Source organism: Halobacillus sp. A5 (assembly GCF_024189315.1).
GTDB lineage: Bacteria > Bacillota > Bacilli > Bacillales > Halobacillaceae > Halobacillus_A.
Map to the genome: position 1 here is coordinate 1,441,095 of NZ_JAIZEO010000001.1, position 12,843 is coordinate 1,453,937.

A 12,843-nucleotide genomic window follows, 5' to 3' on the forward strand; every position below is an offset into this window, starting at 1 on the left:
ACCACACAAAAATCCATATAGAAACGAAAATAAAACCGCAGGCCGACAGCATGGCCTGCGGTTTTATTCGTTTACTCCTGTTCCAGATTCATGACAATAAGTCGTTCTTCTGTCATCTCTTCAATGGAATATTTAGGACCTTCTTTACCCCAGCCGCTATCCTTAACCCCTCCATACGGCATTAAGTCTACTCGATACTGGGATGCATCATTAATCATAAACCCGCCGACTTCTACATTTCTTGCCGCATAGAAAGCAGTATCTAAATTCCGTGTAAAGATTCCTCCCTGAAGACCATAAGGAGAGGCATTGACTTCTTTAATACACGCTTTTATATCACTGAATGGGATTAAAGTCACTACAGGGGCAAATACTTCTTCACATACTACTTTCATCCCAGGATTGACCTCAGTGATTACCGTAGGATGTACTAATGCTCCGTCCCTTGTGCCTCCTTCTAATATAGTGGCACCTTCTCTTTTAGCTTCTTCGATCCACTCTTCAGCTCTCTTCGCTTCATCTTCTCCAATCATTGGACCTACATCTGTTTCTGGATCGTTAGGGTCGCCTATTTTCAGCTGTTTTATTGCTTTTAAAAACTCGTCCTGGAAAGCCTCTTTGATCTCTTCGTGAACGTAAATGCGCTGAACTGATATACAGACTTGACCAGCAAAAGCGAAGCTTTTAGCTGCTGTGTTCTGGGCTGCTTTTGTAATGTCTGCCTCTTTATCAATGATCACAGGTGAGTTATTTCCTAATTCTAAAATTAATTTATTAATACCTGTGTTTTGTTTCAGCTTCAAACCGACCTCGGCACTCCCTGTAAACGTATACAAATTGATCCTCGAATCCTTCATCATTTGGTTTCCTACGGTTGACCCGGAACCGACGACTACATTTAAAAACCCTTTCGGCAGACCGGCTTCATGGAATATAGATGCCAGCTTTATAGAAGAAATTGGTGTTTTACTCGCCGGCTTTAAAACTACAGAGTTTCCTGCGGCAATAGCGGGACCAACCTTATGAGCAACTAAGTTTAAAGGAAAGTTAAACGGACTGATCGCTCCTACAACACCGACCGGCACACGAATCGTAAAGGCCATGCGATTCTCAGAGCCTGGTGCTGCATCCACGGGTACTCCTTCCCCGTGGATCCGCTTCGCTTCCTCAGCTGATATTTCAAAGGTCTGAGCAGCACGCTCTACTTCATTACGTGCCTGTTTCAATGGTTTCCCAGCTTCCTTCGTAATAGTCTCAGCTAATTCTTCTTGATTTTCCACCAATAGTTCACTTACACGTTTTAAAACTTCATAACGCTCATACGGTGTCATTTTGTTTGATTGATAGGCTTGTTCTGCAGCACTCACCGCCGCTTCAACATCCTTTTCTGCAGCTTTGGCTACGCGGCCGTATGTTTCCTGCGTATATTTATTAAGTACATCCAGCTGTTCATCAGTTCTTGTCCATTCTCCATTTATATACAACTGGTATTCCTTTGTCATATTCCCATCTCCTTCTAGTGGAATTTACAAAACATATAGCCTTTCTTCTCTATCATTAAACTAGGACAGACTTGTAATCCCTACTTCCCGCTCACTCCAAATCCACAAGGTTTCAGCGAGCTTCCTGTCACTTGCTTTTTTAGAAATCGAGGCAGGTTTTTTATTATAAAAATATCCCCCTGTTACCCCTTTGATCTCAGGATCTAAAGCAAGATACACAGCTGTTTCAGCGCCTTGTTCCGGGCTTTTAAACCAGGGGGCCAGCCAGTTGGTGACCGTTTTCCCAAAACCACTCGTCCGGTCGATCCCTAAGTTCGTAGCCACCGCTCCTGGATGAACAGCATTTACAGCAATGAATTCGCTGCTCACTTTTTCCGCTAACGCTTTGGTAAACAGTACATTGGCAAGCTTTGACTGTCCATAACCTTTAACTACATTATAATTTTCCGATAAATGAGGGTCTCTGAAATGAATTCTTCCCCATTTATGAGCACCCGAAGATATGTTAATTACTCGAGCATCTTCTGAATTTCTCAATTCAGGTAGAATCAGATTGGTTAACAGGAAGTGGCCGAGATGGTTTATACCTATTTGAGATTCAAAAAGGTCTGTGGTTAATTCTCTTTTTAAAGAGACAACTCCAGCGTTGTTAATTAGAATATCGAGGCACTTATATTTTTCTTTAACATTTGCAGCAAACGAACGGATCGATGCGAGGCTTCCTAAATCACACTGCATCAAATCAACATGTTCCGATTGACTCTTATCCATGACTTTAAGGAGTGCTTCCTTTCCCCTTTCTTTACTGCGGGATGCCATTATGACATGAATCCTTTTCTTAGCCAGCGCCGTCGCTGCAACTAGTCCCATTCCTGAATTGGCCCCCGTTACAATAGCTGTTTTTCTTTCCATGGCTTTCCCTCACTTTATATTTATTGTTTATTTCTTTCCATATTCATAAACGATGATAATGTTTAATGCTATATTAAGGTAGGAAGACTGCCCTCTACAAGTAATCACCACTTGTGAAAGCTTAATGATGGAAGGATGAAGTTAATGACTAACGTAAAAGATAAAGTAGGAATCTTAACAGGTGCTTCCAGCGGTATTGGAGAAGAAACGGGTAAAATTAATCAGGAATAGTAAAAACACGGGACTGGGATAAAAAAACGAATAATAACGCATTTCAAAAATTAAATCTATGAAGCTTCGTCAACAGACGAAAAGCGAAGTATGTTGATGACCATTAAATACAAAAAAACCCCGATCAAATTCGAATTTGATCAGGGCTTTCTTAAATGAGAATTGTTTTATCCAAGTCTCGTTCTTACTAATTTTTATATAAATAGACCAGCAATTGTAGCTGACAGCATAGAAGCAAGAGTTGCTCCGATTAACAATTTCATTCCAAACCCTGAGACACGAGCACCTTTATCGGCATCAATTCCCTGAACAGTACCAGCTATAATCCCGATAGAAGAGAAGTTGGCAAAGCTGGTTAAGAAGACTGTTACAATCCCTACAGTTTTTTCAGAAACGCTGTCGACCATTCCCTGGAACTCCAGCATAGCTACAAATTCGTTTGTTACAATTTTTGTTCCCATAATCGATCCGGCATCGAGCAATTCTCCGGATGGAATCCCCATTAAAAACCCGATCGGAGCAATAACATACCCCAGTGTTTCCTGAAGTGTCAGACCTCCAAAAATACCTGCGAACATAGCATTAACCAACTCTAGAGAAGCAATAAAGGCAATTAGCATAGCAGCTACGATTAAAGCAATTTTACCGCCATCTAAAGCACCATTTCCCATTGCTTCAAAGAAACTCTTCGCATTTGAAACGTCATGGATATCTACATGATCCTCTTCTTTAGGAACACGGACAGGCGCAATCAGTGATGCCACAATTAGGGCACTGAACATATTCAATGGAAGAGCAACTAATACATAATCAGCCGGCAGAATCTCAATATAGGCTCCTACAATTGACGCTGAAACGGACCCCATAGCAGAAGCACTGACAATATACAGCCGATTGTCGCTTAACTGTTTAAATTGAGATTTAATAGCAATAATCGCTTCAGACTGCCCAAAGAAAATACTGTTAACCGCATTAAAGGATTCAACTTTAGGAAGTCGTGTAATATAAGATAATCCCTGCCCAAGGTATTTAATAATAAAAGGAAGGATTTTAAGATAAGTAAGTACTGATAAAATGGTTGCAAAGAAAATAATTAATAATAATACGTTAAAGAAAAATACTGAAGCATCTTCCTCTATGACAAAACCACCAAGCACAAACTGGACGCCATCTGTTCCAAATTCAATTAATTTTTCAAAACCCCACGAAATACCCTCAATGATCATGCGGCCAAACTCAGTCATAAACATTATGAATGTAGTTATAACCTGAGCAATAAGCATTACAATAATTCCAAAGTAATTGATGTTTTTCCTGTCATTGGACATTAAAAAAGCAATGCCAATAATAACCCCAATCGCTAAAAGGCCAAGCAAAATATCCACGCTTTATTTCCCCCTCAGAAAGTTTTAGATGTCGTCATTGAACAAAAAATGAAAATGCTTTCATTACTTGTTTCTATTAGGATTTTAACAGGTTGTCAGACGTCTTGCAATACAATTTAAAAAAAACGAAGTTTGATACTTTATGACTAATTTAGTCCACAGAGCTCGAAAACCTTGAGGGGCAAGCAAGTAAGCGCATTAACAAATCGGTGATTTTTTCCCTAATCAAATGTAAAAATATATATTTTTGTCGAATTTGTTTGATGTATTTAACACTAGGATGTCCAACAGGTCTTATAATATGATTAGACACTAAAATGCACCCTTCGGTGGTCAGTCGAAGGGTGCTATACCTAAGGGGAGGTATATCGTTTGAAAAAATGCAACCCGCAGCTTGGGTGCCAGCTTTCTCATAGAAGGCTTACAAGCTCAAGTGAATACAAATATTCACCAGCGCTTTAAAGCACTTCTATATAATAGACGACAGAATGATAAATAAGGTTTCAACTATTTATATATTTTTAGTTTACAATGCCGTGCTGTTGAATTTCTGCGTTAACTTCTGTATTAAATTGCACTTCAGGATACATTGTTTTCCAGTCCATCTGTTTCCATACATCCGGGTGGTAGGCGTGAATGTGGCGGCCTATCGAGAACACATCGCTGTTTGCTTCCTGAAGCTTAGAAATAATTTGTTCTGCTTCGGCCGTCAATACTTCTGAAAGCTTTTTATTTAAATCCTCGATGACTTTCTCTGAGACAAGGTGATCATGAGGGTATTCTGTAACTCTCACGTCCAGGTCCAGGCTTATATCAACCTTTATCTCATCTTTGCTGGGGTTAATTTTCATATCATCATTGAATTTCATGACTTCTACTGTAATATAGTCGAGAATTTCCTCTTCATTATCATCTACTTTTCTCGTCAGCTGTACAAATCTGCCTTTTATACCTTTAAGAAGCATGAGCAGAGGGGCCTGCTCTGCAGATATTTTTTCGCCTGTATATTTTTCTCCACTCATTAGTGCCAGCCCGCTGAATTCAAGAGCAACCTCTTCTTCGTCAAACTTAATTAGAGGCAGAGTAAAATCTTCTCCTTCTTCCACCAGCTCAGCACAAATCATCTGCAGATTCTCTCCAGTTGTACGGGAAGCCGCTTCGGCTCCCTCTAACATTCCGTTTAAATATTCACTTATTCTCATTTCACCAGCCCCTCTAAATTCAAGTGCTTTTCTTGCTGTCCCCTCCACAATCACAAGCTTCGCATTTAAATTACTGTTTGGGTTTCGATAGAAATTATCCAGTACAGGATAAATGTCTTTTTTTGCAAGATCTTCCCCCAGCAGCAGTACCTCCATCTTGGAAGGGTTAAAGGAGTGAGAAATCATCCGGTCTATTTTATCACGGGCGTCTAAAACGGTGTGCGCATCGCTTGATAAGATTTGAACTGTCTCTTCTAACGGCCCTTCTCCCCCACCTCGTACGGTCGGAATCGAAACGGTCTCTGTCATTTGTCCGTTCGACCCTTCATCTAAACCGATGGACAAAGCAAGCTTGACATTTTTAAATTGTCTCTGGTCCCAGCAGCCAGAAAGAATAAGTGCCGATATGATGAGTAATAAGGATAACTTCTTCATGTTGCGCTCTCCTTCTTAGGACGATTCCTAAAGAGACTGATGAAAAGAACGAGCAGCGGGATGCCCATTGAAAAAATATAGCCTCCCTTTACAATATAGGAGCTGAATTGATCAAGTTTTACAAGATTAAAGCCTATAAACAACGATAAAAAGTAAAAACTCAAGCCGACGATCAAAACAATGACCGGGCTGTGCTTTTTATTGAACACCCTTGTGATTCCAAGGCCCGCCAGGTATAAATAGGTGGAAAAGGAGGTCGCTACAAACACCATCCAAATGGAAATAAAAAATAAGTCTATTCTTGCTACAATTGGAAACTGGTATGACTTCAGCATATAAAGAACAGGTTCTGATACAAGTGCTATTTCTTTTGTACTAAAAAAAGTGAAAGTAACAAGAACTATGGAAAGGTAAAACAGCAGGACAGTAATCTGAGCGAAAATGATGGTCTTTAATTTTTGTTTAGGCTCCCCTTCTACTTTAGCGTAGATTACTAAAGCTACAATAAATCCGAGAAATGAAATAATTCCTTTATCAATTCCTGCCAGAATCCCTCCCCACCCGTCTGAAGCCACGGGAAGTAAATAAAACAACCGACTATCTTTGACTGAATACAAGATAAGACCAACAAGGAAAATAAGAAAGGCTGAAAACATGGTGTATAACCTGGCCATAACCACCAAATCACAGCAGACAATATACATGCATACAGCTACCATCATCATGGAAAGGATCCAAAATGGAGTGTTCGGGAGGACCCATATGCTGATCATGCGGCCGTACAAAAGCAATATTAAAACGCCTACGCCTGCAAAGTAAACGATATAAAAAAGAGTTACAGCTTTCCCCACCCATTTTGAAAGGACATACTGCTGGAGGAGAAAATAATCTTTATCAGGATATTTTTTAGCCAGCAGCCAGTAAAAAACCATGAGAATAATAATTAACACACCTGAAAGAACTAAAGAAATCCACCCGTCCTGTTTGGCAGCTGTGTGTAAATCGAAAGGGAGGGCGAGTATGCCCACTCCAATTTGCGTTTGAATGATAAGGAAAAAGTATTGGCGATTCGTCAATTTAAGATTTTTTTGACTGCTCATTCTTTTTCCACTCCCTCGATTCTCCAATCGCTTTATAATCCATCGGATGAGCATCTTTTGGCCGGTTCTTCATCATAAATATCGGAAAACGAACAAAGGTGTCTTTTAAATCTTTCAGTCGCAAAGGCGCCACTGGAGCAAAGTAAGGAACACCGAAGGATTCAAGCTTCGTTAAATGTACGGCGATGAACAGAAAACCAAATATTAAACCTACAAACCCTAATGTCGCAGACAAGCATATTAATGGAAAGGTAAGCAGTCTCAATGTTGTACTTAATTCATTTGAAGGGACAACAAAAGAAGAAATTGCCGTTAGAGCGATGACAATCACCATGATGTTGGAAATTAATCCAGCCCTTACTACCGCGTCGCCAATAACGAGACCTCCTACAATACCGATCGTCTGCCCTACTGGAGAAGGCAGCCTGATCCCGGCTTCCCGGATAAGTTCAATAATAATTACCATTACTAGGGCTTCTACTACCGGGGGATAAGCGATTTCGTTAATAGAACTTTTCACCGGAGTAATCAGGTCATCCGGAATAACTTCAAAATGAAAACTGACGATCGCAATATATAAGGCGGGCAGACCGACAGCGATTAAGAAACTCGCTAACCTAATCAGACGAACAAAAGTTCCTGTGTACCACCTTGTGTTATAATCGTCTGGCGCCTGATAAAACATAAAGAACGTTGCAGGTGCTATTAAACTTGTAGGGCTGCCTTCAGAAAACAAAGCTACTCGCCCTTCCATTAGGTTAGCAACCACCCGGTCAGGCCGTTCTGTATTTAACATCTGCGGAAATGGAGAGAAAGCACTATCCTCAACAAATTCTTCCACATATCCCGGGCTTTGTACCTTATCTGAATCAATGGCTTCCAGTCTCTCTTCCATTTTCAAAACAACTTCAGGGTCAGCTAGGCCTTCCATATAAAGAATAGCTACATTAGTGTTCGTTTTCTTCCCTACTTTAAAAAACTTCACCTTTAAATCACGGTGTTCAATTCGTTTTCTAACCAGGTTTATATTAACCATAATATTTTCTACAAATCCGTCATGCGATCCTCTAACTACCTTTTCGTTTGCCGGCTCCTCAACACTTCGGTTAAAGACAGAGGTGACACTAAATTGAGAAACCCTGCGATTCTCATCCTCTAAATACACGGCATGACCACGGAGCAGGCTATTAACGGCTTCCTCAAGGTTAGTCGTTTCTTTAGCACTAGGAATATCATGAATAGAATCTACCCTGCCAATCTCAATTGGATTAAAGATATTCATCTGAACTTTATCCTGGTCAACCAGCGGTTCAATATAAAGAAGCGCAGCATCACCCTTCTTTAATATACGAACCTTTAAATCTTCAGTCCGCTTTAATGCATTTAATATATAGTCAATGTTATTTGAGAGATTCCGAGTGCTCGGCTGCTTCGGTTCTTGGCTCTCATCTGATATTCTGCGATCTGCTCTCTGGTCTTTATGAAAAAAATCTTTAAAGAATCCCATAGTCATCACCTTCTCTTAGGATGCCAAATCGTGTTTCATCCTATTCATGAACTAAAAAAAGAAAGTGTATTATAAGTTAAGACTATCTCAATTTAACTTTGAAAGATGAATTTAATTCAATTTAAAAAAGCTCGCGGAGAAACCAATGGTTTCTCCGCGAGCTGAAAGCTATATTTTACAGCAGTTTAGATTTAATGGCCTGGAAAGAAAATCATCTGAACAATAAATATGGCTCCAAATAAATATAGGATCCAGTGCACATCTTTTCCTTTTCCACTAAAAAGCTTAAGCAGTGGAAACGTAATAAATCCGATCGCGATGCCCGTAGCAATACTCGAGGTTAAAGGCATTGTCAATATAATGATAAATGCAGGGAAAGCTTCATCAAACTTTGTCCAAGCCACTTTCGCCAGACCTTCCATCATAAAGCATCCCACGATAATAAGCACCGGTGCCGTAATAGCTGGCAGGTTCGACACTGCACCCACGATTGGAGAAAAGAAAATGGAAAGAAAGAACAAACAAGCGACGACCACGGTCGTTAAACCTGTTCTCCCTCCCGCAGCAACTCCTGACGACGATTCAATATATGCTGAGGATGGACTTGTACCGAACATTGCGCCGGCTGTTGTTGCCGTAGCATCCGCCATCAACGCAGCACGAGCGCGGGGCAGGCTGCCGTCTTTTCGAATGAACCCGGCTTGTTCAGCTACACCAATCATTGTCCCGGTCGTATCGAATATAGTAACCAGCAAAAAAGCAAAAATAACTGTATATAACCCATTACTGAACACACCAGCAAGATCTACATCCCAGAAGACCGGTGCGGGAGGAGTAGAAATATAGCCGTCAGCAAACGATAATTGCCCTATAAACATGCCTATCACTGCTGTAACTGCCATACCGACAAATAAAGCACCCGTTACTCGTTTAGCAATTAATCCAAGCGTAATAAAGAGGCCGATAATCGCCAGAAACGTTCCCGGGGCAGCTAAGTCACCAAGCGCTACAAGGTTCGACTCATCTGCAACAATAATACCGGACATCCTTAATCCTAGAAATGCAATAAAAAGGCCGATTCCGGACGTGATTCCATATTTAAGGGATGCGGGAATAGCTGTGATTAGAATTTCACGCAGTCTGGTCAAGCTGAGAAGGACAAACAGCACCCCGGCAATAAAGACCGTTCCGAGAATTACCGAGTAACTCACATCCTGCTGCACCACTTCAGTAACGAAATATGCATTCATTCCCATACCAGGCGCAATGGCAATAGGATAGTTCGCAGCCAGTGCCATAATTAAAGTTCCAATTATAGCTGCGAGCACTGTAGCCATAAAAACCTGCTCAAATTGCAGCCCGGCTTCTGATAGAATGGCCGGGTTGACCACAACAATATAAACCATTGTTAAAAAAGTCGTAACCCCTGCTAATATTTCTGTTCGTACATTTGTTTGATTTTCCTGTAAGCGAAACATTTTCAGCACAACAAACACCTTACTTTCCGAATGAAATTACCAACACATTTTATAATATTCGTTTTCCGAACAAATTTCAATAATAATATTACTAACGTTCGTATTATGAACAAAAATAAAGCGCTGATTCCTAAAGCTTCAGGAAATCAGCGCTTTTTCTATTCGTGACTGTACCAGCTTAATAAAGTATGTGTATCGTTTTCTTCAAGGTACCAGATGCGGGCACTTTCTCCACCTACACCTGACTTTAACGTAGCTCTAATGGAAGCCAGCTTTGTCCGTCTTTGAAGTATAGACTGACCTTTATACATCGATTGAACACGATACTTCTTCATAACATAGGTCTGCTTAACTAAGAAACGACGGATTAATGTTAACTGGTGACCTTTTAGATTCCAGCCTGCATGTCTATATGACATATAGCCCAGCCAGGAAAAAACCGGAATTAACAGTAAGCTTAACAATCCCAATGGAAAAAACATCGCACTTGCTATTGATGATAAAACAGCAGGAAACCAAATAAACCGGGCAATGTAACGCAGTTTCGACCGCTTCGGCGGAGTGTTTAGCGGCAGGTTAAGCTCATAGTCTTTCAATATACTTTTAAGGACCTTCTGCATGTCAGACCGCTTAACCAGGGGGAGCACGCGCAATGTTTGGTCAGAATCATTCTTCAGCGATCCTCCCGCGCTTATAATGGTTACAGTGGCGTAACCTAAAGGCTCACGAATCAAATTCTCATCAATTCGAATTCCCTGAATTCGATTTAATGGTATCGTGACCTGTTTTTTTTCCAATAACCCTCTAGTCATAATAATATCGCCAGAATCAAGATAGACTGAGAACTGACTGTATCTAAGAACTGTGAGGAGTACCGATATTCCATAAGCAATAATTAAAACGAGAAGCACAAGAACAGCAATAAATAGAAAGCTGAATTGCAGCCAGTCAATCATTTCATCATATATCGCGTCAACTGGTAAAAATTCCAACCCCTGTGACAGAAACACTAAGGCTCCCGATATGACCACTCCTGCACCGCCGGATGTTAACGCCATGACTAAGATATCCTTCATACCCATTTTGTAAACCAATTGACGAGTTGATTGGTCTTCTTCCCCGGCTGGTTCTCCGCTGCTGTGCTTAATTTGATCGATAAAATGCTCCAACTGTCTGGCTTCTTCTTTGTGTATCGCGGTTAATTCGGCCTCAGCTTCCGTGACGTTTGACGAACCAGCCGTCTCCACCGTCACTTTCACCAGCTGTAATGGCCGGTGAAGGATCCCTTCGGAGAAATCAAGGCTCTGAATTCGATCAATTGGAATGTACCGCTTTTTCTTCACGAACAATCCATGCTCCATTCGAAGTTCTCCGTCTTCCACCCAGTAGGTGAACCGAATCCACTTAACAATTCCGCCAATGAGAATGAAAGCGAGAAGAAGTCCCGATATAAGATAAGGAAGCAGCCCCAGAATGCCTTCTCCCCGGTTGCTATTTAAAAACAGAACAGCAGCCAGGGGAAGAATTGCATCTTTTAAGCCTTTCACAAAGTTAATAACCGCAGAAATTGGATGCAGCCGCTTCGGTTCAAACATCATCTTCAGCCACCCTCGCTAATGAAGAAATAGAATGTCTTAATTCTTCTGCCTCCCCTTCATCAAGAGCGGGGACCTTATGAGTAGTAGCCGCAGTTGAAATGCTGATGGTAGCCAGCTTGTATTTTCTCAGCAAAGGTCCTTGCTCGGTATCTACATGCTGGACCCTGACCATGGGGACCAGTGTCCTCGTAATGATAAACAGGCCGTACTGTAATTCAATTTCCTGATCTCTCACTTCATACCTCCAGCGCTTCCACCTTACACTCGGGATTACACCGATATTTAAAATGATAATCGCTGCAAGCACAATACTTACAGAAAGAAGCGGCCATAATGGCCAGTCAAACAAATATGTAGTGATGCCCGTCCCGATTACAAGCAGCGCTGCAACGCCCGCTTGAATTACACCGTATAATCTCCAGAGTGTTAAAGCGCGGGTTGAAATTCGTTGAGTTGGTACTTTCATTAAACATTCCTCCATCCTCCACCTTATGTACGATGAGACCTCGTGTTTCGTTTCATCTCAAACAAAATCCAGACCTCTTTAGTCTGGATTTTAACGCTTACTTTTTCTGCGATAGTTCTTTTGCTCTTTCCGCACACGCATTCATAGCTTGTATAACTGAGCTTCGCAATCCTGTCTGCTCAAGCGTATTTACAGCTGCAATGGTTGTGCCCCCTGGTGTACAGACAATATCCTTTAACTCACCTGGATGTCTTCCTGTTTCCAGAACCATCTTCGCTGCTCCCTGAACGGATTGAGCCGCCAGCTTATAAGCCTTGTCTCTTGGTATACCCTGCTGGACGGCCGCGTCGGCCATCGCTTCAATAAACATATAAACATAAGCCGGGGATGAACCACTTACAGCAGTAACGGCATCCATAAGATGTTCGCCAATTACTTCAGACTCCCCAAAGCTCTCAAAAAGTTCTTTTACACTGGACAATTCTTCTTCGGTGACGAAGTCGTTCGGACATAGCACACTCATTCCTGCTCCGACTAAAGAGGGGGTATTCGGCATGGAACGAATCACTTTCACATTAAAGTCAAAAGAACTTTTAACTTTTTCTAATGTAATCCCGGCAGCCACCGTAACAATAATTGTGTCTTCAGTAACAGCAGATTTTATTTCCTGGATAACCCCTTCATATATATAGGGCTTCACAGCTAAAAATAAAATATCACTGGAGGCAGCTAATTTCTTGTTATCACTCGAAATTAAAATACCGTATTCATCAGCTACAAAATCAATGGTTTCATCCGTTAAAGCTGTAGCGGAGATTTGAGCAGGTTCTACCACACGGGAATCGATCATTCCTTGAATCATGGCCTGCCCCATTTGACCGCATCCTAAAAATCCAATTTTTTTACTCACCTTACCAACCCCTCTCTTTCGTGTCTTCAATTGTATATGATAAAATGCTGCCAGACAACGTTATCGATCTATATTTGTCAGCTGCAGGGTAAGAAGTTCTAGTAAAAAAATCACGTT

The 12,843-nt window shown here is 41.2% G+C and carries 10 protein-coding genes; all 10 read right to left on the reverse strand.

Features of this window, described 5'->3' with window-relative positions; translation table 11 throughout:
• Positions 1-71: 71 nt before the first annotated feature.
• Entirely contained in the window at positions 72-1,502 is a 1,431-nt protein-coding gene (locus LF822_RS07670; RefSeq protein WP_253923390.1) for an aldehyde dehydrogenase family protein, read from the reverse strand.
• A 60-nt stretch (positions 1,503-1,562) separates the two neighbouring features.
• The gene (locus tag LF822_RS07675) at positions 1,563-2,414 is read right to left on the reverse strand and encodes an SDR family oxidoreductase (protein WP_253923391.1); all 852 of its coding nucleotides are present in this window, start codon (positions 2,412-2,414) and stop codon (positions 1,563-1,565) included.
• A 425-nt stretch (positions 2,415-2,839) separates the two neighbouring features.
• On the reverse strand, positions 2,840-4,030 hold the full coding sequence (locus LF822_RS07680; RefSeq protein WP_253923392.1) for a NupC/NupG family nucleoside CNT transporter: 1,191 nt from the start codon (positions 4,028-4,030) through the stop codon (positions 2,840-2,842).
• Between the two features lie 521 nt (positions 4,031-4,551).
• Positions 4,552-5,667: a Ger(x)C family spore germination protein gene (locus LF822_RS07685; RefSeq protein ID WP_253923393.1), complete on the reverse strand. Its 1,116-nt coding sequence runs from the start codon at positions 5,665-5,667 to the stop codon at positions 4,552-4,554.
• Positions 5,664-6,767, reverse strand: a complete 1,104-nt coding sequence (locus LF822_RS07690) for a GerAB/ArcD/ProY family transporter (protein WP_253923394.1) — start codon at positions 6,765-6,767, stop codon at positions 5,664-5,666. Before LF822_RS07690 ends, LF822_RS07685 begins: the two co-directional genes overlap by 4 nt.
• The gene (locus tag LF822_RS07695; protein ID WP_253923395.1) at positions 6,745-8,274 is read right to left on the reverse strand and encodes a spore germination protein; all 1,530 of its coding nucleotides are present in this window, start codon (positions 8,272-8,274) and stop codon (positions 6,745-6,747) included. Before LF822_RS07695 ends, LF822_RS07690 begins: the two co-directional genes overlap by 23 nt.
• A gap of 191 nt (positions 8,275-8,465) precedes the next feature.
• Entirely contained in the window at positions 8,466-9,752 is a 1,287-nt protein-coding gene (locus LF822_RS07700; protein ID WP_253923498.1) for an NCS2 family permease, read from the reverse strand.
• 158 nt (positions 9,753-9,910) lie between these two features.
• A complete protein-coding gene (locus tag LF822_RS07705; RefSeq protein WP_253923396.1) occupies positions 9,911-11,350 on the reverse strand; it encodes a PH domain-containing protein in 1,440 nt (479 codons plus the stop codon).
• Positions 11,340-11,816, reverse strand: a complete 477-nt coding sequence (locus LF822_RS07710) for a PH domain-containing protein (RefSeq protein WP_253923397.1) — start codon at positions 11,814-11,816, stop codon at positions 11,340-11,342. The genes LF822_RS07705 and LF822_RS07710 overlap by 11 nt, the downstream gene beginning before the upstream one ends.
• A gap of 97 nt (positions 11,817-11,913) precedes the next feature.
• Positions 11,914-12,726: a pyrroline-5-carboxylate reductase gene (gene proC / locus LF822_RS07715; RefSeq protein ID WP_253923398.1), complete on the reverse strand. Its 813-nt coding sequence runs from the start codon at positions 12,724-12,726 to the stop codon at positions 11,914-11,916.
• Positions 12,727-12,843 lie beyond the last annotated feature (117 nt).

Bases quoted from the DNA above. Each gene is read 5' to 3' on its own strand.
- LF822_RS07670 (WP_253923390.1), bottom strand. From the start codon at position 1,502: ATGACAAAGGAATACCAGTTGTATATAAATGGAGAATGGACAAGAACT.
- LF822_RS07675 (WP_253923391.1), bottom strand. From the start codon at position 2,414: ATGGAAAGAAAAACAGCTATTGTAACGGGGGCCAATTCAGGAATGGGA.
- LF822_RS07685 (WP_253923393.1), bottom strand. From the start codon at position 5,667: ATGAAGAAGTTATCCTTATTACTCATCATATCGGCACTTATTCTTTCT.
- LF822_RS07690 (WP_253923394.1), bottom strand. From the start codon at position 6,767: ATGAGCAGTCAAAAAAATCTTAAATTGACGAATCGCCAATACTTTTTC.
- LF822_RS07695 (WP_253923395.1), bottom strand. From the start codon at position 8,274: ATGGGATTCTTTAAAGATTTTTTTCATAAAGACCAGAGAGCAGATCGC.
- LF822_RS07700 (WP_253923498.1), bottom strand. From the start codon at position 9,752: ATGTTTCGCTTACAGGAAAATCAAACAAATGTACGAACAGAAATATTA.
- LF822_RS07705 (WP_253923396.1), bottom strand. From the start codon at position 11,350: ATGATGTTTGAACCGAAGCGGCTGCATCCAATTTCTGCGGTTATTAAC.
- LF822_RS07710 (WP_253923397.1), bottom strand. From the start codon at position 11,816: ATGAAAGTACCAACTCAACGAATTTCAACCCGCGCTTTAACACTCTGG.